At 71.4% G+C, this 25,455-nt stretch carries 19 protein-coding genes; 11 read left to right on the top strand and 8 right to left on the bottom strand.

The genetic code is table 11. The annotated features are described in order from the left end of the window. The first annotated feature begins 28 nt into the window (after positions 1-28). Both WMF24_RS42470 and WMF24_RS42465 read left to right on the top strand, forming a co-directional pair. Positions 29-901: a formylglycine-generating enzyme family protein gene (locus tag WMF24_RS42470; RefSeq protein WP_437733176.1), complete on the top strand. Its 873-nt coding sequence runs from the start codon at positions 29-31 to the stop codon at positions 899-901. 187 nt (positions 902-1,088) lie between these two features. After that, positions 1,089-2,330 carry a CinA family nicotinamide mononucleotide deamidase-related protein gene (locus WMF24_RS42465; RefSeq protein WP_437733175.1) on the top strand — a complete coding sequence of 414 codons (1,242 nt, stop codon included), beginning with the start codon at positions 1,089-1,091 and terminating at the stop codon, positions 2,328-2,330. Between the two features lie 10 nt (positions 2,331-2,340). Here WMF24_RS42465 and clpB read toward each other — a convergent pair whose 3' ends face one another. The 4 genes from clpB to dnaN all read right to left on the bottom strand — a co-directional run bounded on the left by clpB (position 2,341) and on the right by dnaN (position 10,401). Beyond that, positions 2,341-4,950: an ATP-dependent chaperone ClpB gene (gene clpB / locus WMF24_RS42460; protein WP_437733174.1), complete on the bottom strand. Its 2,610-nt coding sequence runs from the start codon at positions 4,948-4,950 to the stop codon at positions 2,341-2,343. Positions 4,951-5,179: 229 nt separating this feature from the next. After that, the gene (gyrB, locus tag WMF24_RS42455) at positions 5,180-7,678 is read right to left on the bottom strand and encodes a DNA topoisomerase (ATP-hydrolyzing) subunit B (RefSeq protein ID WP_437733173.1); all 2,499 of its coding nucleotides are present in this window, start codon (positions 7,676-7,678) and stop codon (positions 5,180-5,182) included. A 444-nt stretch (positions 7,679-8,122) separates the two neighbouring features. Then, positions 8,123-9,274, bottom strand: a complete 1,152-nt coding sequence (gene recF / locus WMF24_RS42450; RefSeq protein ID WP_437733172.1) for a DNA replication/repair protein RecF — start codon at positions 9,272-9,274, stop codon at positions 8,123-8,125. Then, positions 9,271-10,401: a DNA polymerase III subunit beta gene (dnaN, locus tag WMF24_RS42445; protein WP_437733171.1), complete on the bottom strand. Its 1,131-nt coding sequence runs from the start codon at positions 10,399-10,401 to the stop codon at positions 9,271-9,273. Before dnaN ends, recF begins: the two co-directional genes overlap by 4 nt. A 750-nt stretch (positions 10,402-11,151) precedes the next feature. Between dnaN and WMF24_RS42440 the strand changes: the two genes are divergently transcribed. Further along, positions 11,152-12,534: a serine/threonine-protein kinase gene (locus WMF24_RS42440; RefSeq protein ID WP_437738918.1), complete on the top strand. Its 1,383-nt coding sequence runs from the start codon at positions 11,152-11,154 to the stop codon at positions 12,532-12,534. Positions 12,535-12,560: 26 nt separating this feature from the next. Next, positions 12,561-13,217, top strand: coding sequence for an ATP-binding cassette domain-containing protein (locus tag WMF24_RS42435; RefSeq protein ID WP_437733170.1), 657 nt, complete (start codon positions 12,561-12,563; stop codon positions 13,215-13,217). 987 nt (positions 13,218-14,204) lie between these two features. On the opposite strand, the gene bioD is transcribed toward WMF24_RS42435, so the two are convergent. The 3 genes from bioD to zapA form a co-directional block, all read right to left on the bottom strand. After that, positions 14,205-14,852, bottom strand: coding sequence for an ATP-dependent dethiobiotin synthetase BioD (gene bioD / locus WMF24_RS42430; protein WP_437733169.1), 648 nt, complete (start codon positions 14,850-14,852; stop codon positions 14,205-14,207). A 44-nt stretch (positions 14,853-14,896) separates the two neighbouring features. After that, positions 14,897-16,063: an aminotransferase class I/II-fold pyridoxal phosphate-dependent enzyme gene (locus tag WMF24_RS42425; protein WP_437733168.1), complete on the bottom strand. Its 1,167-nt coding sequence runs from the start codon at positions 16,061-16,063 to the stop codon at positions 14,897-14,899. Between the two features lie 65 nt (positions 16,064-16,128). Continuing rightward, positions 16,129-16,458 carry a cell division protein ZapA gene (zapA, locus tag WMF24_RS42420; RefSeq protein ID WP_437733167.1) on the bottom strand — a complete coding sequence of 110 codons (330 nt, stop codon included), beginning with the start codon at positions 16,456-16,458 and terminating at the stop codon, positions 16,129-16,131. A 175-nt stretch (positions 16,459-16,633) separates the two neighbouring features. On the opposite strand from zapA, the gene WMF24_RS42415 reads away from it, so the two are divergent. Then, the gene (locus tag WMF24_RS42415; RefSeq protein ID WP_437733166.1) at positions 16,634-17,248 is read left to right on the top strand and encodes a hypothetical protein; all 615 of its coding nucleotides are present in this window, start codon (positions 16,634-16,636) and stop codon (positions 17,246-17,248) included. A 31-nt stretch (positions 17,249-17,279) separates the two neighbouring features. Here the strand turns inward: WMF24_RS42415 and WMF24_RS42410 are convergent, their stop codons facing one another. Further along, on the bottom strand, positions 17,280-18,047 hold the full coding sequence (locus WMF24_RS42410; RefSeq protein WP_437733165.1) for a hypothetical protein: 768 nt from the start codon (positions 18,045-18,047) through the stop codon (positions 17,280-17,282). 253 nt (positions 18,048-18,300) lie between these two features. Here WMF24_RS42410 and WMF24_RS42405 point away from each other — a divergent pair, with 253 nt between their 5' ends. From WMF24_RS42405 to WMF24_RS42380, 6 genes are all read left to right on the top strand, one after another. Then, a complete protein-coding gene (locus WMF24_RS42405) occupies positions 18,301-18,639 on the top strand; it encodes a DUF167 domain-containing protein (protein WP_437733164.1) in 339 nt (112 codons plus the stop codon). Next, entirely contained in the window at positions 18,636-19,433 is a 798-nt protein-coding gene (gene dapF, locus WMF24_RS42400; RefSeq protein ID WP_437733163.1) for a diaminopimelate epimerase, read from the top strand. Before WMF24_RS42405 ends, dapF begins: the two co-directional genes overlap by 4 nt. Beyond that, entirely contained in the window at positions 19,430-21,316 is a 1,887-nt protein-coding gene (locus WMF24_RS42395) for a diguanylate cyclase domain-containing protein (RefSeq protein ID WP_437733162.1), read from the top strand. Before dapF ends, WMF24_RS42395 begins: the two co-directional genes overlap by 4 nt. Positions 21,317-21,354: 38 nt before the next feature. Further along, positions 21,355-22,965, top strand: coding sequence for a DUF4388 domain-containing protein (locus WMF24_RS42390; RefSeq protein WP_437733161.1), 1,611 nt, complete (start codon positions 21,355-21,357; stop codon positions 22,963-22,965). A gap of 148 nt (positions 22,966-23,113) precedes the next feature. Beyond that, on the top strand, positions 23,114-24,226 hold the full coding sequence (ald, locus tag WMF24_RS42385) for an alanine dehydrogenase (protein WP_437733160.1): 1,113 nt from the start codon (positions 23,114-23,116) through the stop codon (positions 24,224-24,226). An 18-nt stretch (positions 24,227-24,244) separates the two neighbouring features. Then, on the top strand, positions 24,245-25,357 hold the full coding sequence (locus tag WMF24_RS42380) for an isocitrate/isopropylmalate dehydrogenase family protein (protein ID WP_437733159.1): 1,113 nt from the start codon (positions 24,245-24,247) through the stop codon (positions 25,355-25,357). Positions 25,358-25,455: the final 98 nt, after the last annotated feature.

Here is a 25,455-nt window from a genome sequence, read left to right as displayed (position 1 = left end):
GGTGGGGTCGGCGCCGATCCTCGGATCGATGCCTGGCTGGAAGGTCGCTCTCCCCGCGGCCGCGGCCCTCCTGACGATCGCCGGCGTCGCCGTGCTGGCCCGCCATCGCGGCGGGCCACCGGCGCGCTGCGCGCCAGGGATGGTCGCGCTCGGCCCGCGATGTTGCGGCGCCGGCCAGCGCCTCGAGGGCGGACGCTGCGCCGGCGCGCCGAGCCGCTGCGGCGCCGGGCTCACGCTCACCCCCGCCGGGTGCGCCGCGCCGCGCGCGATCGTGCGCATCGCCGCCGGCACGCTGCGCCTCGGGCCGAGCGACTGGGAGGCGCAGGGCATCGTCGAGGCGCGCGAGGTGTTCGTCCCGGCGTTCTCGCTCGACGCGTTCGAGGTCACCGAGCAGCCTTACGCGGCCTGCGTGGACGCCGGCGCGTGCGCGCCCTTGCCGCTGCGCGGCGAGCCGGGCGTCCCCGTGACGGGGATCACCATGGAAGAAGCCGCCCGCTTCTGCGCCTTCGCGGGCGGAGCGCTCCCCACGGGCGATCAGCTCGCGTTCGCCGCGGCCGGCCCGTCGGGCCGGCGGTACCCGTGGGGTGACACAGGCGCCGTCTGCCGGCGCGTCGTCTTCGGCTTGCGAGCGGGCCCATGCGGATGGAACGCGACCGGCCCGGAGCTCGCCGGCGCGCGACCCGACGGCGCCGCGGTCCACGCGACCGGGCGCCTGTTCGACCTGGCCGGCAACGTCGCCGAGTGGGCGGCCCCCGACCTGCCAGGAGCGGAGATCTCGGGAACTCACGGCGGATCGTGGGCTGACGAGGCGGCCGCGGCGCTCCGCGCCTGGAATCGGCGGCTTCTCCCCGTCTCGACCCGCGCGCCGGATATCGGCTTCCGGTGCGCCTATGCCCCTTGAGCCTCCAGCGCGCTGCGGGGGGCTCGGGCGGGGAAGCAGGGAAGGCGGGGAAGGTGGGGAAGCGGGAAGGGCAGAGGGTGAGGGCAGAGGGTGAGGGCAGAGGGTGAGGGGCAGACGCGACCTCGGCGCAAAACCCTCCGGAAACGCGCTCCGTCTGCTCCGGATTGGGTTACAGTCCCCAGTCCCAATGACTGTCGCGCTTCTCTCGATCGGGACCGAGCTCACCCGGGGCGAGATCATCAACACCAACGCGACCTGGCTCGCTGCGGAGCTCACGGCGGCGGGCTTCACGGTCAGCGAGTCGATCACGGTCGACGACGACGTCGATCGCATCGCCGCGACGATCCGCCAGCTCGCGAGCGCTCACCGGCTGGTCATCGCCACCGGCGGCCTCGGCCCCACGACGGACGACCTCACGGCGCTGGCCGCCGCGCGCGCCGCGGGCACCGACATCGTGCGCGACGAGAGCACGCTCCTCGCCATCCGCCGCCGCGTGGAGAGCCGCGGCAAGACGATGAACGCGGGCCACGAGAAGCAGGCCGAGGTCCCCGCCGGCTCGGAGATCCTTCCGAACTCCTCCGGCACCGCGCCCGGCTTCGGGGTCCACCTCGGCGAGTCCACGGTCTTCTTCCTCCCGGGCGTGCCGCGGGAGATGAAGAGCATGTTCGCCGAGCAGGTGCTGCCGCGCGTGCGGCCGGCCGCGCCGAACAACACCTTCCAGGTGCGTCTCCGCACCTACAGTCTCCCCGAATCCGCGCTGGGCGAGCTCCTCAAGGGCGTGGAGGAGGCCTATCCCGGCATCACGCTCGGCTACCGCGTGCATTACCCGGAGGTCGACGTGAAGGTCCACGCCCGCGCCGCCACCCAGTCGATGGCGCACGAGCTGGCCTTGAGGGCGACGGCCGACGTCCGCGAGCGGCTCGGCACGGCCGTGTACGGGGAGGGGACCGACGCCTTTCCGGAGATTGTCGGCCGCTCCGTGCGCGCCCGTGGCTGGCGGCTCGCCGTGTCGGAGTCGTGCACCGGCGGGCTGATCTCGCACCTGCTCACCAGCTACCCGGCGAGCGACTACCTCGTCGGCGCCGCGGTCACGTACGCGAACAGCGCCAAGACCCGGCTGCTCGGCGTCGCCGAGGACACGCTGCGCGGCCATGGCGCCGTGTCCGCCGAGGTCGCCGCCGAGATGGCCCAGGGGGTTCGCCGCCTCTGCGAGGTTGACGTCGGCATCTCCGTGACCGGCATCGCCGGCCCGACGGGCGGCACGGCGACGAAGCCGGTCGGCCTTTGCTACTGGGCCGTGTCGCACCCCGGCGGCCTGGTCGTTCGCGACCGCGTGTTCTCCGGGGATCGCGAGGAGGTCCAGCTCGGCGCGGCCTACGCCGTCCTGGACCTCCTCCGCCGGATCGCCGGCAACCTCCCCGAGCGCTGACGCGGGCGCGTCAGTTCGGCGCTGAGCGCGTGAACGTCAGCGCCTCGCCCCCGCGGTCGATCCGCACCGTGTCTCCCTGCTTGAACTCGCCGCCGAGGATCCGCTTTGCGAGCTCGTCCTCGATGCTCCGCTGAATCGCCCGCTTCAGCGGCCTCGCGCCGTACTGCGGGTCCCACCCCTGCTCGATGAGGTAGCCCTTCGCCTCCGGCGAGATGGTGAACTGCAGCCCGCGCCGGTCCAGCCGCTTTCGCAGCAGATCGAGCTGGATGTCGACGATCTTCTCCATCTGCTCGCGCGCGAGCCGCCGGAACACGATGAGATCGTCGAGCCGATTCAAGAACTCCGGGCGGAAGTGCTTCCGCACCTCCTCGATGACGGCGCTCCTCACGAGCTCGGCCTTCTCGTCCGCCGGCAGGTTGGAGCGCTCCTCGATCGCCGCGGCCGCAGGCGTCCCGAGGTTGGATGTCAGGATGATGATCGTGTTCTTGAAATCGACCGTGTGCCCCTGCCCGTCGGTCAGGCGTCCATCGTCGAGCACCTGGAGCAGCGTATTCCAGATGTCCGGGTGCGCCTTCTCGATCTCGTCGAACAGCACGACGCTGTACGGCCGCCGCCGCACCGGCTCCGTGAGCTGGCCGCCCTCCTCGTAGCCGACGTACCCGGGCGGCGCGCCGATCAGGCGGGCCACCGCGTGGCGCTCCCCGTACTCGCTCATGTCGAGCCGCACCATGGCCCGCTCGTCATCGAACAGGATCTCGGCGAGCGCGCGCGCCAGCTCGGTCTTGCCGACGCCCGTCGGCCCGAGGAACAGGAACGATCCTATCGGCCGCCGCTCGTCGCCGAGGCCGGCCCGCGAGCGCCGGATGGCGTTCGACACCGCGCGGAGCGCGTCCTCCTGCCCGACGACGCGCCGGCGCAGCCCTTCCTCCAGGTGCAGGAGCTTCTGCATCTCGCTCTCGAGCATCTTGGACACCGGGATCCCGGTCCACTTCGACACGACAGCGGCGATGTCCTCGTCCGTGACCTCCTCCTTCAGGTAGCTCTGCTTCGACTGCACCTGCGAGAGGGTGGAGCGGATCGACTCGAGCTTCTTCTCGATCTCCGGGATCGTGCCGTAATGGATCTCCGCCGCGCGCCCGAGATCGCCGGCGCGCTTCAGGCGCTCTTCCTCCAGCTTGAGCTCCTCGATCTGCGGCTTGAGCTGGCGCAGCTCGGAGATGAGCTCCTTCTCGCGCATCCACTGCGCCCGCATCGCGTCGCGCTGCCCCTGGAGATCGGCGATCTCGCGCCGCACCTCGTCGAGGCGCGCCTTGCTCACCTTGTCGCTCTCGCGCTTGAGCGCCTGCTCCTCCATCTGCAGCTTGAGCAGGTCGCGCTCGACCTGGTCGATCGGCGTGGGCAGGCTGTCGATCTCCATGCGGATCTTCGACGCCGCCTCGTCGACGAGGTCGATCGCCTTGTCCGGCAGGAACCGCTCGGTGATGTACCGGTTCGACAGCACCGACGCCGCCACGAGCGCAGCGTCCTGGATGCGGATCCCGTGGTGGACCTCGTACTTCTCCTTGAGGCCTCGGAGGATGGCGATGGTGTCCTCGACGCTCGGCTGCGCCACGAGCACCTGCTGGAACCGCCGCTCCAGCGCCGCGTCCTTCTCGATCCGCTTCCGGTACTCGTCGAGCGTCGTCGCGCCGATGCACCGGAGCTCGCCGCGCGCCAGCGCGGGCTTCAGCATGTTGGCCGCGTCCATCGCGCCCTCGGCCGCGCCGGCGCCCACGAGCGTGTGGAGCTCGTCGATGAACAGGATGATCCGCCCGTTCGAGCCCTCGATCTCCTTGAGCACGGCCTTGAGCCGGTCCTCGAACTCGCCGCGGAACTTCGAGCCTGCGACCATGGCGGCGAGGTCGAGCGCGGCGAGGGTCTTGTCCTTGAGCGACTCGGGCACATCGCCCGCGACGATCCTGTGGGCGATGCCCTCGACGATGGCCGTCTTGCCGACGCCCGGCTCACCGATGAGCACCGGGTTGTTCTTCGTTCGCCGCGAGAGCACCTGGATCACGCGCCGGATCTCCTCGTCTCGGCCGATCACCGGGTCGATCTTGCCCTGTCGGGCGAGCTTCGTGAGATCGCGCGTGTACTTCTCGAGCGCCTGGAACTTCCCCTCCGGGTCCCTGTCCGTCACGCGCTGATTGCCGCGCACGGCCGCGAGCGACGACAGCAGCTTGTCGTACGAGAGCCCCGCTCGCTCGAAGATCGACTGGATCTCCTTGTCGACCTTCGTCGCCGCGAGCAGCACGTGCTCCGTCGAGATGTAGTCGTCCTTGAGCGCCTTCGCCTCGTCTTCGGCCTTCTGCACGACCGCGAGCGCGCGCCGCGACAGGTTCGGCTCGGCGCCGCCGCTCACGCGAGGGTAGGTATCGATCTTGGCATCGAGCAGGCGCAAGAGCCCCGCGGGATCGGCGCCTGCTTTCTGCACCAGGGGAGCGCCGACGCCGCCGTCCTGGCCGACGATCGCCCGCACGAGGTGCTCGGGATAGAGTTCGGGGTTTCCCCGGCGGCTGCCGAAGTCGACAGCCTCTCGTATGGCCTCTTGGGCCTTCGTCGTCATCCGGTCGATTCTCATGGCACCCCGAAGCTAAGGCGCGTGCTTGCGCTAGCAAGGGGCCGGCCAAAGCAAGCAGCTTGCCAGACGTGCCAGGCGGACTCGACGGGTTGGTGCGTGATCGACGGGTGATCGATGCAGCATCGACGCCGGGTCAACCCCCCGAACAGGGCGCCTCGGCTCCGACCTTCGACGCGCTGCGCGCCACGGGCGCGCGGGGCTCGGTGCGCCCGCGCGCCGCAAACGCAGGTCAGATGTCGAGGTTCTTCACGTTGAGCGCGTTCTGCTCGATGAAGTTGCGCCGCGGCTCGACCTGATCGCCCATGAGGATCGTGAAGAGCTCGTCCGTCTTCACCGCATCGTCGATGCGGACTTGGAGGAGGGTCCGTGCGTCCGGGTTCATCGTCGTTTCCCAGAGCTCGTCGGCGTTCATCTCGCCGAGGCCCTTGTAACGGCTGATCGCGATACCCTTCTTGCCCCGCTCTTCGATGTACTCGACGAGCGCCTCTCCGTTCTCGATCGTCTCCTCGCCGCTCGAGGTGCGCGCCCGGTACGGCGGCGCCCCGATCGACCGGAGGTCCTGCTCGATCGACCACGCCTCCTGGTACTCCGGCGAGTTCACCAGATCCCAGTCGATGACGCTCCTCCGCGCGCTCGCGCCGGGGCGGGGCACGACCTCGATGCGGCTCGTCCCGTGCTCGGTGTCCCGGGGCGTAGCCAGCGTGAGCGGGAACAGGTCCGGATACCGCTGCTTCAGGTAAGCCCGGAGCTCGTCGGCCGCCGCGGCGACCTTCTTCGTCTCGCGCAGATCATCGCGTCCGAGCCCGCTCGACCGCAGCACCGCCGCCACGATCCGCGCGTCACAGCGCTTGTCGATGTTGGACAGCACCGCGCGGAAGCGCTTCAGCCGCTGCGCGAGCCGGTAGAGCGGCTGCCCCGCGATGCCCGACTGGGCGCCGCTGGCGAGGATCTCGAGCCCGTCCACGGCGTTGCCCACGAGGAACTCGTCCAGCGCGGCCTGATCCTTGAGGTACAGGTCCCGCTTGCCCTTGCGCACGCGGTAGAGCGGCGGCTGCGCGATGAACAGATACCCCTTCTCCATGATCTCCGGCATCTGCCGGAAGAAGAAGGTCAGGAGCAGCGTCCGGATGTGGGAGCCGTCGACGTCGGCGTCCGTCATCAGGATGATCTTGTGGTAGCGGAGCTTGTCGATCTCGAACCCGCCGGCATCGTTGATCCCGCAGCCAAGGGCGGTGATCAGCGTGCCGACCTCGGCGGAGCTCAGCATCCGGTCGAGCCGCGCCCGCTCCACGTTCAGGATCTTCCCCTTGAGCGGGAGGATCGCCTGGAAGTGCCGGTCGCGCCCCATCTTGGCGCTGCCGCCGGCGCTCTCGCCCTCGACGATGTAGATCTCGCTCTTCTCCGGGTCCTTGGACTGGCAGTCCGCGAGCTTGCCCGAGAGCGACGTCACGTCGAGCGAGCCCTTGCGGATCACCTCGCGCGCCTTGCGGGCCGCCTCGCGCGCCTTGGCCGCGACGACCGCCTTCTCGATGATCTTCTTCGCGCTCTGCGGGTTCTCCTCGAAGTACTGCGCGAGCTTGTCGCTGACGGCGGCCTCGACGATCCCCTTGACCTCGCTGGAGACGAGCTTGGATTTCGTCTGCGAGTCGAACGACGGGTCCGGGTGCTTGATGCTGAGCACGCACGTCAGGCCCTCGCGCGCGTCCTCGCCCTGGAGGCCCTGCTTCAGCTCCTTGAAGAGGTTGTGCGCGCTCCCGTAGTTGTTGATCGTCTTCGTGAGCGCGGCGCGGAGCCCGGTGAGGTGCGTGCCGCCGTCCCTGTTGTGAACGTTGTTCGTGTAACAGAAGATCGCCTCGGTGTACGAGCCGTTCCACTGCAGCGCGACCTCCACGCCGACCGGCGGCGCCGCCGCGGTCCCGCGGCTGCCCGCGCCCTCGCCCGAGGCGCCGATCTCGTGCTGCGACACGAAGCTGATCACGTCGTCGTGAATCGGCTCCTTCGTCTTGTTGAGGAGCGCAACGAACTCCCCGATGCCGCCCTTGTACTCGTAGACTTCCGCCCTCCCGTCCGGGCGCTGGTCGTCGAGGTGGATGATGAGCCCGGCGTTCAGGAACGCGAGCTCGCGCAGGCGGCTCGCGAGGATGTCGAAGCTGAACTCGACCGAGCTGAAGATGACCGGATCGGGCTTGAAGGTGAGCTTCGTCCCCGTCTTGTCCGTCACGCCGATCGCCTTGAGCGGCGCCTTCGGCACGCCCCGGCCGTACTCCTGGAACCAGAGCTTGCCCTCCCGCTTGATCTCCAGCTTCAGCCATTCGGAGACGGCGTTCACGGCGCTCACACCGACGCCGTGCAGGCCCGCAGAGACCTTGTAGCTGGAGTTGTCGAACTTGCCGCCGGCGTGGAGGACGGTCATGACGACCTCCGCGGCGCTCACGCCCTTGGCGTGCATCCCGACCGGGATGCCGCGGCCGTTGTCCTCGATCGAGACCGAGCCGTCGAAGTGGACGGTGACCCTGATCTCGGTGCACGCGCCGGCGAGGTGCTCGTCGACGGCGTTGTCCACCGCCTCCCAGACGAGGTGATGCAGCCCCGATCCGTCGTGCACATCGCCGATGTACATGCCGGGGCGCTTTCGCACCGCTTCAAGGCCTTCGAGCGCCGTGATGCTGTGGGCGTCGTACGACGGCTTGGTGAGATCGGTCGGCTGGCTGAGGGTGGGTTCCGTCATCTCGGTCCTGGTGGGCGCGCCCGCCGCCTCTCACCGGGGGGCGCAGAGCGGCGGAGGCCGCTCGGGTGGCCGGAGTTCTTGCAGGGGGAGGGGCCGGCTGGATGGCAGATCGTCGGGTGGACCCGGGGTCGCGGCCGCGGCGCCGGATCGCGTCGGGGGCGCACGAACGATCATGTGCGGACCGCTCGTCGATGCCCCGTAAAGACTGCGGAAATGTAGCCGAAATCAGCGGCTCGGGCAAGCGTTTCGCCGGGTCCGGAGGCCTTGTAACACCGTATTTTCGGCGGCTCGCGCGGGCGCGTCCGGAGCATTCCAACTCGCGCCCTGGCGGGGTGGATCAACGCCTCTGGCGGGGGTCGCTGTTCCGTGTCGGCGCGCGCGGGGGCCGCCGCGCGTCGAGCCGCCGAGTGCGCGCCCCACGCCGCGCCGCGCGGGCCGGGCGCCCTAGCCGAGCGCGCCGGCCTCGACGTGGAAATCGCGCCGTTCCGAGGAAGGTACCCCCGGCGTGACGATGAGATCGCGCCGCGTCGTCGTCAGGAAAACCTGTCCGCGCGCCATCCCGAGAAACAGGAACAGCGCGGCCGTGCGATCGGGGTCGAGCTCGCTCGATACATCGTCGAGAAGCAGAATCGGCTCTACGCCCCGGACGGAAGCAATCGCAGCCGTCTCGGCCGCCTTGAGCGCGAGGGTGAGGGCCCTGTGCTGCCCCTGGGAGGCGACGACGCGGGCCGGGTGCCCGTCGAGCTCGAGGAGCAGGTCGTCCCGGTGCGGACCGAACCCGGCGCTCGGCCGGTGGGCGTCGCGCCGCCGCTGCTCGCGCAGCGCCTCGCGCGCCTGCTCGGCGTCCCCGGAGCCGCCCGGCGCGTACCGCGCGGCCAGCGACAGGTCCGGCGCCGCGATGCGCGCGAACGCGTGCGCGAGCTCCGGCGCGAGCGCGTGAACGGCGGCCTCGCGGGCGCGGGTCAGCGCCGCGCCGTGGAGGGCGCAGAGCTCCTCGAACGCGTCGAGCTCGGCGCTCGCCTGCGCCGACGCGCCAGCGCCGCGGTGGAGCAGCTCGTGGCGCGCGCGGAGCGCCTGCGCGTACCGGGCGCGGTGGTCGGCGCTCTGCGGGTCCATGAACAGCGCCAGCCTGTCGAGCAGCGTCCGCCGCGCGCTCGCGGGCCCTGTCGACAGCGCGAGCTCCTCCGCGTGGAAGGCGACGACGGGCGAGCGCGTCGCGAAGCTCGCGAGGCTCGGCGGCCGGTTCCCGTCGATCCGCACGACGCACCGCTTGTGCTCCACGGCGGCCGTCTGCTCGCGCGCCAGCGGCATCAGCGCGTCGCGGCGCTCGACGAAGCGCGCCCGCGCGCTCGCGACCTCGGCGCCGTGGCGCACCAGCTCCGCCGCGCGGTGCGTGCGGAAGCTCCTCGACGTGGCCGCGAAGTAGATCGCCTCGAGCAGGCTCGTCTTGCCCTGCCCGTTGTTGCCGGCGATCACGTTGAGGCGCGGCGCGGGCTCGACGTCCACGCGTCCGAGGTTGCGGAACTCGCGGATGTGGAGCCGCTCGAGGAGCAGGCTCGGGGTCCGTCCCGGGAGCTCGTCGGCGGGCGCGCTCAAATCCGCATCGGCATGACGACGGCGACGTAGCTCTGCTGGTTCGACTCGCTGCCGGGCCGGAGCACGGCCGGGTCGAGCTCGCCGGAGATGCCGAGGACGACCTCCTCGTCGTCGATGGCGGCGAGCACGTCGAGGAAGTACTTGGCGTTGAAGCCGATCGTGACCTCGGGCCCGCCGTAGTCGACGGACAGCTCGTCGAAGCCGGCGCCGGTGTCCGGGCTCTCGCTGGTGATGCGGAGCGTCCCGGGCGCGATCGACAGCTTCACGCCGCCGGTCCGGTCGTTCGCGGCGAGCGCGATGGCCTTGAGCGCCTCGGCGAACTGCACGCGCGGCGCGCGGACCGAGCGCTCGGTGACCGACGGGATGACCTGCTGGTAGGGGGGGAACTGCGCGTCGATGAGCTTCACCGAGAACTGCATCCCGGCGATGTTGAAGAACGCGTTCGGCCCGCTCTGGGTGATGGCGACCATCGGCGTCTCCTTCTCGGCGCGCGCCTCCTCGGCGAGCCGGCGGAGCTCCGTGATCGCCTTGAGCGGGATGAGCATCGTGGCGGTGGCGGAGCTGCCGGAGACGGTCGCCTCCATCTTCGACAGGCGGTGGCCGTCGGTGGTCACCATCCGGACGCGATCGCCGGCCCACTCGAACAGCGCGCTGTTGACGTGGGCGCGCGTCTCGTCGGTGGAGATCGAGAAGTGCGTCCGCGAGATCAGGAGCGCGAGCTGCTCGACGGGCAGCTCCAGCGAGGGCGCGTCCTGGGCCGGGGCGGGGAGCTGCGGGAACTCCGAGCCGGGGAGCCCGGGGAGCGTGTAGCGCCGCGGCGATCCGACCGCCTTGAGCGACGTGTGCGCGCCCTCGGTGGTGGTGATCTGGACGGGGCCGTCGGGCATCGCCTTCACGCGCTCGAGCAGGTCCCTGGCGGGGACCGCGACCGAGCCGCCGGTCTTGATGTCCGCGTGCGTCTGGCCAGTGACCCCGAGGTACAGGTCGGTCGCGGCGACGCGGACGGCGTTGCCCTCGGCGGCGAGCAGCACGTTCGCGAGCGCTGGCATGGCGCTCTTCTTGTCCGCCACGCCCTGGCAGCGCGCGACGAGGCGAAGCAGATCTTTCTTGGGGATCACAAGGTCCATGGCCGACTCCGGAGCCGCTCCCTTTAGCAGGGTTATCGCCCGGGCGTGGGGCGAAATGAGGGCGCCGTCGACCTTGCGCGGCGCCTCTACTTTCCATGAAATAGATAGGTAAATACGACGTCGTCGTCGTAGGCGCTGTGGAGGGCGGGGATAACTCGGAATGATCAATGATTTCCACAAGTTAGAAGCGAACGCCCTGGGGTAAATGGACCGTCCTCAGGGGTAGGGAGACAGGGGACAGCCGGCGAGCGGCGCGTCTCCCCCGCTTTGTCCCCAGGGTTCCGGAAGGGGTTATCCCCAAGATCCCCCGTGCCGAATGCGGGAATGTAGATTGGGCGAGCACAGCGACTGCCCCTGGCTTCGTGCGCTGTGCGATTCCGGGCGGCCCCTGGATGGAGTATTGCAGAATGTACGGACTTGAGTTCGGTGCGGTGCATCCATTGCGGTAACCCCCACGACGTTGCGGCGGTCGTGTGTCCCGCGACCGGGCTCGTCCTCGAGTCGAGCGAAGATCCACCTTCGCGTAGGGGCCGAGCCGGCGCGGCGCCCGTGGGTCCAGTGCCCCGACCGGCCGCGCCTCGGCCCGGATCGGCGTCAGCCTGGCCGAGGGACGCTCCCGCTGCGCGCGCTCGCCTGACCTCGTGCGCTGGGCCGCGCGCGGATCAACGCGCGGATCAACGCGCCGGTTTGCACGCTGATCCGCGCGCCGGCGCGCCGCGCTCTCCGTCGCCGTCCGGCGCGGATCTTCGGATGGCTGGGTGGTCGAGGGAGGACGGCGCCATCTCGACCTCGCTCGGCCGCTCCCTGCTCGGTCACGTGATCGGGGACAAGTACGGGGTCACCGCGATCATCGGGGAGGGCGGCATGGGCGCCGTCTACGAGGCGGAGCACCTCCAGATCGGGCGTCTGGTCGCTGTCAAGGTGATGCATGCGCGGGAGACGCAGCAGCGCGAGGCCATGTCGAGGCTCGAGCACGAGGCGCGCGTCGCGGGGCGCATTGGACATCCGAACATCTGTGAGGTGTACGACATCGGGCGGCTCCCTGACGGCAGCCCTTACCTCGTGATGGAGCGCCTGCATGGCGAGACGCTGGCGCAGCGGATCTGTCGCTGCGCCGTGGTGCCGCCGGGGGAGCTCATCGACATCATGCTTCAGGTCCTCTCGGCGCTGGTGACCGCGCACGAGCGGGGGATCGTTCACCGCGATCTGAAGCCGGAGAACATCTTCCTGTCGGAGCGGGCGGGCATGTTGCCGGTCGCCAAGCTGCTGGATTTCGGCATCTCCCAGGCTTCCGGCGTGGATGGTGCGGCGATGGACCTGACCCGCACTGGCATGGTGATGGGCACGCCGTACTACATGGCGCCCGAGCAGGCTCGAGGGGATATGGACCTTGACCACCGGCTCGATCTGTGGGCGGTCGGCGTGATCCTCTACGAAGCGCTGACCGGTCAACGCCCGTTCGTCGCGCACAACTACAATGCGCTGCTCATCCAGATCCTCACCCTGTGGCATCGCCCGGTGACGGAGCTCGATCCATCGATTTCGCCGGCGCTATCGAGGCTTGTGGATCGCGCGCTGGCCAAGGAACGGGAGGAGCGATTCCAGAGCGCGCGCGAGTTCCAGGAGGCGCTCCGGCGGATCAGGAGCCAGGCGCCGGCACCGCAGAAGCGCCGGCCGGATCGCCTCGCCGTGCGGAGCATCGTCGAGGATCGGAGCGACGACGGCACGATGATGTTCGCTCGGCTCGCGGGCGACAGGGGCGCGGCCGAGCCCCGGCATGTCGCTCTCGCGCGCGGTCGTACGCCCGCCGAGCCTGTGGGGCAGGGATCGCGAACGCCGGCAGGCAACGGGGTTCAGCTACGCCACAGCGTCTGGTCGTCGCGGGCTCTCGAGGTCGCGACCGCCGGCGGCTCTGTGCGCAGGCGAAGCGATCCTGCGCCGGAGATGATGGACGGCCAGCCCCGCGACGACGATGCGGAGGATCGGCCGACGATTCCGTCGCTGCACCCGCCCGTGCGCGCGGAGCTCTCGGACGATGCGGAGGCGACGCTTGTTGATCCGACGCCGTTCCCGGAGGATATGACCACGCTCATCCGGGCCGAGGGTTGCGCGCGAGACGGCGAACAGAGCTGATCCGCGCGCGTGAGCAGGGGAGCGATGTGAGCGCTGTGGGTACGGTCGAGCGCGTCGTGGCGCGCGGCATCGTGAAGACATACGGAACGACGGCGGCGCTTCGCGGGGTGAACGCGACCATCGAGTCGGCTCGGTTGACGCTCATCGAGGGGGCGAACGGGTCCGGCAAGTCGACGTTGCTCGGCATCCTCGGCACGGTCATCCGTCCCACGTCGGGCACGATCAACTACGAGCCGTTCGGCGAGGACGCCGGGCTGGCTCGCGGAAGCATTGGCTGGCTGTCGCACGAGTCGCTGGCGTACCCGGATCTCTCTGGCCGGCAGAATGTCGAGCTGGCGGCTCGCTTCCACGGCATCGATGCCCAGGAGGCGTGGCGCCACGCGGAGGAGCGGTTCGAGCTGGGGAGCTTCGCGACGAGGCCGCTTCGCACGTGCTCGCGTGGCCAGCGCCAGCGCATCGCGCTGGCGCGAGCGCTCGTTCACCACCCCTCGCTCGTGCTGCTGGACGAGCCCACCACCGGGCTCGATCGCTCCGGGGTGGCGCGGCTTCTGGCCGTTGTCGAGGCGGAGGTGGCGCGAGGCGCGGCGGTGGTCGTTGTGTCGCACGAGCCGGATGTTTTCCGGCAACGAGCGTCTGCCCGGCTGATGCTGGAGCGGGGCCGCGTCGTCACAGACGCGTCCTGAGCCCCGTCGCGGGATACCGTCGGTCGCTGCGCCTCGCGCGAGGCGAGGAGAGCTCCGCGCCTCGCCAGGCGATGCGGCATCTTGTTCCGGCTCGCGTCCTCGCCACGTACCCGGCCGCTGGACGGTCGCACACGGCGACGGCAGCCGACGCCGGCTAGCTCAGCTCCTGCCGGGACTCCGCACTTGTGGCCGGGCTCGGAGATGAACGACCAGGTTGGGAGATCGAACGCACGCGACGGGAGGCGGGGCGCGAAGTGCTGGCCTGAGGTACGGCGCTCCGATCGCCTGCCGCGGTGAGCTCCGCACCGCTCCGCTGCTGACCGTGGCTGAGGCAGAGGTGGCACGGGTGGCGCTGTCGTTGCCCGGAGGCGTTGAGCTCGCAGTCGACGTCGATCCGCGAGAGAGGGGCGGTCGGCCGCATCTGGCGCGATGCGCCAGCCGAAAGCGCCCCGGTCGGCTCGCAAGACGCCAGTTCGCGACAGCATCGCATTCGGCATGGCTCGGAGGCGCGAGTGTCAGCCGGCTGCGCCAGAGACCGGGTCACATGAACCGGCACGCCATCCGGACCGAGTCGATGCGACGTATTCGCCACGTCGCGGGCGCCTCGAGGACGGGGGAGAACGGACCCGCGGATCCCGAGGAGCCCCATCCCCGGCAAGGCTCAAGGAGGCCGAGGGATCTCCGCGAGGACGCGCCCGGCCAGCGTTCTCCTCCTCGCCGGTTGTTGGCCGTGGTTGAGGTCGGGTACCCAGCGATGACCCTGGCTGCTTACAGGCAAGTGGCTCCCGACCGTGGTTGAGGTCGGGTATCCCGGCAGCCCGGTTGAGGTCGGGCAGCCGCCATCTCGGACGTGCTTGCCGCCGCCCGGGGGCGACTCCGTTGGCTTCTGCTGCCCAGCGAGCGCTGTCGACGCGCTCCTGAACCAGCCATTCGCAGGCCCGGGTAGTTTCACGTGAAACAGCGCGCCGCCCGTCGCGCGACCGACCGTCAAAGTCCGAGGCGTTCCAGCGCGAGCTGCGCTGCATCGAGCGACGCCGGTGCCGTGGAGGCATCGCGCGGCATGGCGATGGCGCCGGAGGTGATACCGAGCGACTCGAGCTCCGCTGCGTTGGTGCCGGTCGAAGCGTCAGGCGCCGCCGGTGGATTCAACACCACCAGCGCCGGCGGCAAGCCCGGAGCGAGCGTGCGCAGCGCCAGCAAGCAACAGGTGACCTCGTGGAGGACACCGAGCCGGTCGAGCCCGACCAGCACGAGGGCGTCCGGGGCCAGCGCACGCACGAGGTCAGCATTCGTCAGGCCAGGTCCGAGCGGGGAGAGAAGCGCGCCGGCGCTCTCGACGACCAACACCGGAGCTGGCTGCCTGGCCACCCAGGCGGCCGCGACGTCCAGCGAGATGGCGAGGCCGCACCGGCGCGCGGCCAGGTGAGGGGAGACCGGTTCGGCGAAGCGATACGGCGCAGGCTCGGCTGGGATCGAGCTGACACGGGCGAGCTGATCCGCGTCGGTCAGCGATGTGCCGTCGACTCCCGACTCGATGGGCTTCAGTCCGCTGACCTGCGCGCCGCGAGCCGCCAGCGCGGCCACCAGGGCGACCGACGCGTGCGTCTTGCCGACGCCGGTCCCCGTGCCGACCACGGCGACGCGGAGCGGCCCTGTTTCACGTGAAACAGTCCGGCCCCTCACCGCACCGCCTCACGGAACCCTGCGAGGGCGCGCTCGACGTCGGCCTCGGAGAGGGAAGCGCTCGACGTGATGCGGAGGCGCGATGTGCCTGCCGGAACCGTCGGCGGCCGGATCGCCTGCACAAGGATGCCCTCCCGCGCGAGCCGCTGCGACATCTCCACAGCGGCCGCGGGGGATTCCAGGATCCAGGGAAGGATGGGACCCGAGGACGCTGGAAGCAGCCGGGCCCCGAGTGAGCGAAGGCCGGATCGGAGCTGGGCGGTGACCATGGCCAGGCGCGCCCGTCCCGCGTCGTCCGCAGCGGCACGACGCACGCGGTCCACGGTGGCCAGCGCCAGCATGGGACTGATGCCGGTCGAGAAGACGAAGCTCCTGGCGCGATTCCACAGGTAGGTCCGCAGCGTCGAGGACCCCGCCACGAAGGCCCCGTGGAGCCCGAGGGATTTGCCGAGCGTGCCCACGAAGACATCCGGGCGAACCCCCGTTGCGGCGCACAGACCAGCGCCGCGTGGCCCGCAGACCCCGAGCGCATGCGCCTCGTCCACGATCAGCGCAGCGTCGTGACGATCGCAGAGCGCCCGGAGGGCGCGGAGGTCCGGCGTGTCGCCATCCATGCTGAAGAGCGACTCGGTCACCACCCACCGGCGGCGCGCGCCTGCGGCGCGAACGAGAGCCTCCTCGACCGACGGCAGGTCGCAGTGGCGTACCACCTCGACCGCCGCCCTCGACAGACGACACCCGTCGATGATGGACGCGTGATTCAGCGCGTCCGAGACGATGACGTCTCCAGGCCTGGCCAGCGCGGCGAGCGTACCGACGTTGGCCGCGTACCCCGACGAGAACAGGAGCGCCGACTCCGTTCCGAGCCAGGAGGCCAGCTCGCGCTCCGCCATCAGGTGCGCCTCGTGCGTCCCGCTCACAAGCCGCGACGCGCCCGCGCCGCTCGCGGCATCGCCGCCAGGGGACCAGGGGAGATCGGCGTAGCCGAGATAATCGTTGGAGCACAGCACCAGCATGCCGGCGGGAGCCGAGGCCACGGCTGGCGTGCGCAGCAGCCCGGCGCGCTCCAGCTCGGAGAGCTCGTCCTGGAGATGGCGGAGGGCGCCCGGGCCGTCGGGGGAGAGGCTGGGTATACGAACGAGGTCGTCCACGGTTGATGGCATGGCATCTCCAGTCGGCAGCAGGGCCGGTCGGCAGGGTCGCCCGGACTCGGCGGGGACTCCAGCGCTCAGGGCGTGCTGTCGTTCGCTTCGCCGGAAGAGGACGCCTCCGGGCCGGCGCCGAGCACCGCGTCCACCCGCTGAAGGATACGTCCAAACGCATCCCGCGCCCGCACGGCGATCGCGGCCGTGCGGGTTCGCTCCTGCTCCAGATCGTGGGCGAGCGCGATGGCAGCCAGCAACATGGCCTGGGGCGTCACAGAACGACCGGCGGGCACGACAGTCGCGAGCTTCTGGTCGACGACGGCAGCGAGCCGCTGGAGCTCCTCATCGCTCGCGGACGTCACCACGCGGTAGGTCTGACCCCCTACCCGTAGCTGCACAGTGCGGCGCGCCATGGCTCCCGGACGCTACCATGAACCACACCCGGCGCGCAGGGCGCGCTGCACCGCACGAACGGAGCGACTCGCTGTCAACGGCCTCGATCCATGAGCCCGGAAACCTCGGCTCCAGGGCGCGTCAACCGCAGTTTGAAGCGCGCTCTCCGGCAGCGCCCTGTAGCATCGCACCACCATGGCCACGGCGCGTTTCCGAGCCCTCTCGATCACCGCGCTCCTGGGGATCACCCTCGCGCACGGCACAGCGCGCGCCGAACCCCAGGCGAGCGTCGGTGTCACCCTGGGAGTCGCCGGCGCCGGCCTCGAACGACGCCTCTGGGACGCCACGCTCTTCCACGCGGGCGTGAGGGGAGACGTCCTGTTCGGCCGCGCCGCGAACGACGAGCTCGGCGTCGGGCCCTACGCCGAGGTGCTCACCCACGCCTTCGACGAGCTCCAGATCGGCGCCGGCGTCTCCGCGCTCGCGCCGCTTCTCGATCTGTTTCCGCTGGTGGTCTCGACCGGACTCTACGGCCGCTGGAGCGAGGACGCCGACGCCGTGGAGCCAGGGGTCGCCGCCGCCGTCTTCTGGGGCATCCGCAGCTACAACTTCCACTCGAGCTATTCGACGAGCGCAGGCCTGCTCGCCCAGGCGCGGATCGGCCTCGGCGCCTCGAAGGAGACCTCGGTCGTGCTCGCGGCCCAGCTCGACGTCGCGCTGCTGGGCCTGCCGTTCGTCTATGCGATCAACGCCATCAAGGGACCGTCTCCGGAAGCGGCCCCTGTTCGCCGAGCCGCGTCGGCGCCGTGAAGGCGCCTCGCTCCGGCCCGCGCCCGACGCCTCAGCGCCTGGGCCTGACGTCCGCGAGGTGCTCCTCGCAGGTTTGCCCCAGGCTGCGGCAGTCGCGGGGGCCCCGGATGCCAGGGCAGAACTCCTCGACGTCCTCGAGGTCCTCGCACTGCTCGTTCGGCTCGCCGTAGCAGCAGTCTACCGGGAGCGTGTCCACGCACGGGCTGCAGTCGAAGCAGACCCGGACGGGGTAGGACCACTCGGGGGCTTCGACCTCCTGGCCGCCGAGCGTCCTGCCCCGGACCACGATCGACGCCAGCACCTCGATGTCGCGCCGGGCGTCTGCCGCCTCGCCGCGCAGCCTGTCCATCGTGGCGCCGTCGATGAGGAGGACGTCGGTGCAGTTGTAGCCGGCGTTGCTCCCCGAGCCCGGGTCGACCACCCCATGGATCGGCACCACGTACCCCTCGTTCACGGGGCTGCCATCCATGTAGGAGAGACGGACCTCGGCCTCGTAGAGCTGGACGCGCGAGGTCTCGGTGCGGAGCACATCGGAGTCGCCGCGCTGCACGATCTGGTTGCCGACGAGGATCAGCGCGCTGTGGCTGCCCACGTAAGCCGAGTCGATGGCGTCCGCGCTCCAGAACGCCTCGGTCGGGCTGCAGCTCACGGTGCATTCCCCCGTCGTCGGCATGGCCATGCGCTGTCGGACGAACAGGCTGCTCTCGTTGTCGGCGCACGCGGACGCGAGCAGGCCACCCGACGCCGCGAGCAGCGCGAGCGTACACAACCTCGTCACCAGGCCGGGCGATGCGTTCACGGACCCTTCTCCCTCATCAGTCATGGCAAACGCCTCCACCGCGGAAATGAGCATCAGCGGCGAACATCGGAAACCGCTGGCGCGAATCGCCCCCGCCCGTCGTGGCCGCGCGAGCTGGCCAACGACCCGGCGAAAAGAGTAGCGGGTCAGCCTGCCGGGCGGCAAATTCGCGGTGGCCGGCCGGCGAGCGGCGTCACCGCGCCTCGCGGAATCCACGCGTGCGCTCGAGATACGCTACGATGCTGGCGGCGAGATGAGCAAACCCGAGGAGAGCGGCGCCGCCCACGACTGGAGTCGCCTCGCGATCACCGAGCGTGACGACGGCGTCCGCATCTCGGTCCAGGTGCGCCCGCGATCGTCGCGCTCGGCCATCGTCGGGGTGCGCGAGGGCGCGCTCGACGTGGCGCTGGCCGCGCCGCCCGTCGACGGCGCCGCGAACGCGGAGCTCGTCAAGCTGCTCGCGCGCGCGCTCGACGTGCGCCAGAGCGATGTCCAGATCGCCCTCGGCGCGAGCGGCAGGAGCAAGGTCGTCGCCGTCCGCGGGCTCAAGGTGACCGAGGCGCGAGAGCGGCTCGCCGGGGCGAAGCGATGAAGGAAAACGTTGTCCGGTTCGAGAAGTGGGAAGGTCTTGGCAACGACTTCATCCTCGTCGAGGCGGTCCCGATGACCGCCGAGGCGGCGCGGCGCCTCTGCGATCGGCGGTTCGGCGTCGGCGCCGACGGCGTGCTGGTCATCGACCGCGAGCGGCCCCGCATGCAGGTCTGGAACGCCGACGGGAGCCGCCCCGAGATGTGCGGCAACGGCATCCGGTGCGTCGCGGCCTACCTCGTCTCCCGGGGGACCCCCCAGAAGGCGCTCACCATCGCGACCGACGCCGGCGACAAGCGCTGCGAGGTCACGCGGACCGGCGACCGCTTCGACGTGCTCGTCGGCATGGGCAGCGCCCGCGTGGGCGAGCCGCTCGTCGTCGCGGCGCTCGGCGCAGAGCACCGGTTCGCGACCGTGGACGTCGGCAACCCGCACGCGGTGACGTTCGACCCCTACACGGAAGACGCGATCGACGAGCTCGGGCCGATCGTGGCGACAGCGCCGGCCGGGGGCATCAACGTCGAGTTCTGCCGCGTCCGGCCTGCCGCGCAGGGCGAGGCGGCGTGCATCGACGTCACCGTCTGGGAACGCGGGGTCGGCCGCACGCTGGCGTGCGGCACGGGCGCCTGCGCCGTGGCCGCCGCGGCCTGCGCGCAGGGCCGCGCGCCGTACGGGGCACCCCTCCGGGTGGTGCTGCCCGGCGGCTCGCTGCGGATCACCGTCGCCGCCGGATCGATGGATCTGCTCATGCAGGGCCCGGCGCGCCGGGCGTTCTCGGGCGAGGTGGTGATCGCGTGACCGCCTCGTTCGAGGGGGTCCTGAGCCCAAGCCGGGCGCCGGTCCACGAGACCTCGCTCAAGGTGCTCGCGGTCATCGCGGACGAGGCGACCCACACGTTGTTCTCGCGGGTCATCACGTCGGACGAGCTGATGCTCGCCAGCGACCTCGCGGAGGGGATCGCGCTGGCCGAGGCCGCAGCGCCGGACGTCGCGTTCATCGACGTCGGGCTCGGCGAGGGCGCCGGCCTCGCCATGGTCCACCACCTGAAGGCGCTCGCGCCCGAGGCGACCGTGTTCGCGCTCGCGACGCGCGCGGCGCTGGAGGCGGGTGCTCACGCCGTCGCGCTCGGCGGGGCCGGGCTCTTCCTGCTGCCGCTCGGCGGCGACGAGGTGCTGAACGCGGTCGGCTCGGTGCGGCTGCGCTTCGCCGAGCGAGCGCTCCGGATCCAGCTCGAGCAGGAGTCGGCGCGCAGCGCGCGAGCGGCCGGGTGGATCGCCCGCGTGGCCGAGCTCGCCGACGCGCGCGACCGCAACGCGGCGGCCCAGCAGCTCGCCGAGGTGTTCGTCGAGGCGACCGGCGCGGCGGCCGCGGCCGTGTACCTGACCGTGGGCGAGCGGTCCACGGAGCTGGCCCGCGCCGCGCTGGCCGGGCCGCTCGACCGCGCGCCCGCCTACGGGACCGAGGCGGACATCCTCGACTTCGCCCGGCGCGATCAGCTCGTCGTCGTCCCGCTCGCCCTCCGCAAGCTCGCCGCCGGGCACCTCCTGCTCCAGAAGGAGCCCGGCCGCAGCTCCGCGTTCCCCTCGGTCAGGCGGCCGGACAGCAGCAGCGCCTCGGCGTCGCGGCGCGCGCCGCTCCTCGACGGCCTCGTCAAGCTGCTGGCAACCCAGGCGACGACGGCGCTCGCCCTGCTCGGCGAGCGCGAGCGCTCGACAGGCGGCGCAGCGATGAAGGACCCGGCGACGAGCGCCTACTCGTTCGCCTACTACGTCGACGTCGCCGGCCGCGAGATCGACAAGGCGCGGCGGTACGGTCGGAGGTTCACCATCGCCACGATCGTCATCGAGCCGGAAGCGGCCCCGCCGGAGCGCCCAGGCGAGCTCGCGTTCTGGAGGACCACGCCGCCGCCCCCGCCGAGCGCGCTCAACCCGGGTCAGGTCGCCGAGCACCTGCTCCGCGCGGTGCGCGACACCGACATCCTGGCGCGCGTCGACGAGAACGAGTTCCACCTGCTCATGCCCGAGACGGCCGGGCTGGAGGCCCACGCCTGCCACCGCCGGATGCTCTCGCGCGTGGCCGGGAGCGAGAAGCGCGCGGGGTACCTGCCGAAGGGGCTGCTCGTCGGCGTCGCCACCTTCCCCCATGACGGCCAGAGCCTCGCGCAGCTCCTCCGCGTCGCCCGCCGGCGCGCCGACGCCACGAAGTCGTCGATCGTCCACCGCATCCCCCAGGATCGGCGGAGCATCGGCGAGATCTTCAGCCTGCTCGTGCGCGAGGCGCCCGCCGCCGACGGACCGTTCGCGGTCTCGGCGCCGCGCGCGCTCGACCTGTCGGTGTCGGACGCGGCGCTGCTCGCGACGTCGGTCGTCAGGAACGCGCTCCGCGGGGGGCCCGTGTTCATCCTTGTCGCGCACCACGACGGGCTCCAGCTGGGAGCGCAGGTGCGGACGCTGCTCGGCACGCCGCGCGAGGACGTGGTGGTGCACGCCCTCGACCTCCGGTCGTCGCCAGGCTGCGACGACATCGAGGCGCTCTGCGTCCTGGCAGAGCACGGCGCGTATGCCCTGGTCGGTCGCAACCAGGGCGGGTTCGTGAGGGGTATTCACGCGGCCGATCCGCTGCTCGCCGACTTCCTCGCCGAGCGGCTCGGTCGCGCGGTCGGGCTGCGGGTCTTCGGCTGATCGGGGGCGCGGAACCAGTGTCTCGCAGGGTGCTGCTGGTGGATTCGGACGTGGACGCGCTGGGCGCGCTCGCGTCGGCGCTGCGGGCGCGCGGCCTCACGGTGACCAACGCGAACGGCGCGTTCGAGGCGGTGGAGCAGGCGTTCAAGCGTCGGCCCGACGTCGTGCTCGCCGCCAGGGCGATCGACGAGGACAGCGCGCTCGCGGACGCGTTCGCCGCCGTCCCCGACCTCGCCGACACGCCGATCCTGTTCCTCGTCGACGGGGCGGAGGGCGAGCTCGGCCCCGACGACGTGCTGCGCGGCGACGTCGATCACATCGTCTCGCGCATCACCGAGGCCTCGCCGCGCGGCTCCAGGCCGACGGTGCTGCAGGAGACCCGTGGCGACCTCGAGCAGGTGCCGCTCGTCGACCTGCTCCAGCTCCTCGCGATGAACCGGCGGAGCGGCGTCCTCGGGATCACGACGCCGACCGGCGCGGGCGAGCTCCGGCTGTCGGCAGGGGAGGTGCTCGACGCCGTCTACCGTCGCCTCGAGGGGGAGAAGGCGCTGTACCGGCTGCTCGGCGAGCGCGACGGGCAGTTCGCGTTCTCGCCGGGCGAGCCGACGAGCGCGCGCCGCATCATGGCGCCGACGTCGCGGCTGCTCATGGAGGCGCTCCGCCAGGTGGACGAGGTCCAGCGCCGGCGGGGCGAGCTCGCGCCGGCCGGCGAGGCGTTCCTTGTGACCGAGCCATCGAGCGACGAGCTCGATCTGTCCCCGCTTCATGGACATGAACCGTTCGGCGGCCGTCCGGCGACCGGCGACGTCGCCGCGGCGGGCGAGGCCGGCGCGCCGACCTCGGTGCCCGACATCACCGCCGCGCTGCTGTCCGCCAGCGCCGCCAGCGCGGGCAGAGGGTCGATGCCGCCGCCGCCGACGCTCCGGGCGGCGGAGCCGGCCGCGGGCAAGGTCGACGTGGCGCGCTACCCGACGACGCCGCCCCCGGCCTCGGTCGGCGAGCCGACAGAGCGCGCGGCCGTGGCCGAGAAGATCACGGCGCTGCTCCAGATGCCGCACAACCTGGACGAGCTGCTCGACGAGATCGGCGCGCCGGATCTCCTGATCCTGGAGGTCCTGCTGGAGCTCGTCGCGGCCGGGAAGGTCCGCCGCATCTCGCTCGCGGACCTCACCACCCCGTTCGCGCCTCCGGAGCACTTTCCGGTGCTCCGGTCGCTCGTGACGCGCCTGGCCCGCCCGGGCTTCGCGCCGCCGCCGCACGTCGTCGTCGCCGCCAGCGCGCGCCGGATGACGACGCTCTCGCACGCCGTCCGCCGCATCGCGGACGCCATCGTCCCGGCCGAGCCCCCGCCGCGCGCGCCTCTGCCGAGGCCGCTCGGGGTGATCCGGCTCGGCGATGGTGTGGAGCTCGCCCTCGTCGGCCTGCCAACGGACGAGACCTTCGCCCCGACGTGGCCGCTCGCCCTCCACGGCGCGGCCGCGGTCGTCCGGCTCGGGGATGCCGGGAAGGACGCGCTGGCCGCGCACTGCGAGGCGCTGGAGCTGCTGATGCTCGACGCCGAGGCGGTGATGGGTCCGCTCGATCTCGCCTCTCCCGGACAGATCACGCTGCTCGTGCGCACCGCGCTCGAGGCCGCCGCGGGCGTGTGACCCGCCGGGGCCCGGCGCCGGCTGGAACGGATTTTCGGGTTTCTCCGCTTGAAAACCGGCGGCCGCGGCCATTGCGGCCCGCGTTGCAGCGGCGGCTTTCTGCTATCGTCGCCACGCCTCGCGCAGTACGGCGGGGCGAGGAGAGCGCGTGCTTATCGGAGTTCCCAGGGAGATCAAGACACGTGAATACCGCGTCGGCATGACGCCGGCGGGCGTCCGGGCCATGGTCGGCCACGGACACAAGGTCCTCGTGGAGACCGGCGCCGGCGAGGGCAGCGGGATCTCCGACGAGGCCTACGGGCGCGCGGGCGCCCTCATCGTGCGATCGGCCGCGGAGGCGTGGAGCGCCGACATGGTCGTGAAGGTGAAGGAGCCGCTCCCCTCCGAGTACGGCCACTTCCGCCAGGGTCTCGTCCTCTACACCTACCTTCACCTGGCCGCCGAGCCCGATCTCACGAAGGAGCTCGCCAGGCGCGGCGTGACCGGCGTGGCGTACGAGACGATCCAGCACGAGGACGGCTCGCTGCCGCTGCTCCGCCCGATGAGCGAGGTGGCCGGCAGGATGGCGGTCCAGGTGGGGGCGTCGTGCCTCGAGAAGGAGCGCGGCGGCAAGGGCGTGCTGCTCGGCGGCGTACCCGGGACGCGGCGCGGCCGCGTGGTGATCCTCGGCGGCGGCGTGGTCGGGCGGAACGCGGCGACCATCGCGGTCGGGATGGGCGCGCAGGTCACGGTGCTCGACGTCCGCGCCGAGACGATGAGCTACCTCGAGGACGTGTTCGGCGGGGCGATCGAGACGCTCTACTCGAACGCGGAGAACATCGAGACGATGTGCGAGCGCGCCGACCTCGTGATCGGCGCGGTGCTCCTGCCGGGCGCCAAGGCGCCGCTGCTCGTGACCGAGGACCTGATCCGCCGCATGGAGAAGGGGACGGTCGTCGTCGACGTCGCCGTGGACCAGGGGGGCTGCATCGCGACCTGCCGCCCGACGACGCACGACCACCCGACGTACGAGGTGCACGGGGTCGTCCACTACTGCGTCACCAACATGCCCGGCGCGGTCTCGCACACGAGCACCTGGGCGCTCACGAACACGACCATCGGCTACGCGGTGGCGATCGCCAACCAGGGCATCGTCGCGGCGGCGAAGGCCGACCAGGCGGTCGCCCTCGGCATCAACACCTACGGCGGGCACGTGACGTACGGCCCCGTCGCGGCGGCCCACCGGCTGGAGTACGTGCCGGTCGAACGCGCGCTCGGCTGAGCCCGGAAGCGCGACGACGTGGCAGCCGGAAAGCGGAAGAAGATCGCGATCATCGGGGGCGACGGCATCGGTCCGTCCGTCACCGCCGAGGCCAAGCTGCTGCTCGAGCTCTACCAGGAGCGGGCGGGGCTGCCGATCGATCTCTGGGAGCTCGACCTCGGGGCGGACAGGTACCTGCGCGACGGGACGACGTTCCCGAACCAGATCCAGGTGGCGATCCAGCGCGAGTGCTCGGCGGTGCTCCTCGGTGCGCTGGGCGATCCGCGGGTGCCGAACCTGGAGCACGCGCGCGACATCCTGTTCGGGATGCGGTTCGGGTACGACCTTTACGCCAACGTGAGGCCGGTCCGCGTGCTGTCGGACCGGCTCGTGCCGCTCAAGGGGCGGACCGCGAAGGACATCGACATCGTCGTTTTCCGCGAGAACACCGAGGGCATCTACGTCGGGGTCGGCGGGCAGTTCAAGCGGGGGACCGCCGACGAGGTCGCGATCAACGAGGACATCAACACGAGGAAGGGCGTCGAGCGGATCATCCGCGCGGCGTTCGATTACGCGCGCGCGAACGGGCGGACGCGGGTGACGATGGCCGACAAGTCGAACGCGATGCGGCACGCGCACGAGCTGTGGCTGCGCGTCTTCCAGGAGGTGCGCGCGCAGTACCCGGAGATCCAGTCGAACCACGTCTACGTGGACGCGCTCTGCCTGTACCTGATCCAGGATCCGTCGCAGTTCCAGGTGATCGTGACGAACAACCTGTTCGGCGACATCGTGACCGACCTCGGGGCGGCGCTGCAGGGCGGGCTCGGCATGGCGGCGAGCGCGAACGTGCACGCGTCCGACCCGGCGCGGGTCGCGCTGTTCGAGCCGGTCCACGGGTCGGCGCCGCCGCTCGCCGGCAAGGACGTGGCGAACCCGTTCGCGGCGATGCTCACGGCGGGGCTGCTGCTGGCCCACCTCGGGTGGCCCGAGGAGGAGCGCCGCATCGAGCGCTGCGTCTCGCGGGCGCTCGACCAGGGGATGTGCACGGTCGACGTCGGCGGCACGCTCGGCACGCGGGCTGCGGGGGCGTGGGTCCGGGAGCAGATCGCCGCGGAGCTGGGGCCGGCGGTTGGGACGAGCGACCCGGGTTGAGGCGGCCGACCCGGGTTGAGGCGGCCGACCCGGGTTGAGGTGACCGACCGAGGTTGAGGTGACCGACCCGGGTTGAGGTGACCGACCCGGGTTGAGGT

Source organism: Sorangium sp. So ce1335, assembly GCF_051521615.1.
Lineage (GTDB): Bacteria > Myxococcota_A > Polyangia > Polyangiales > Polyangiaceae > Sorangium.
This window is presented reverse-complemented; position numbering and strand designations above follow the sequence as displayed.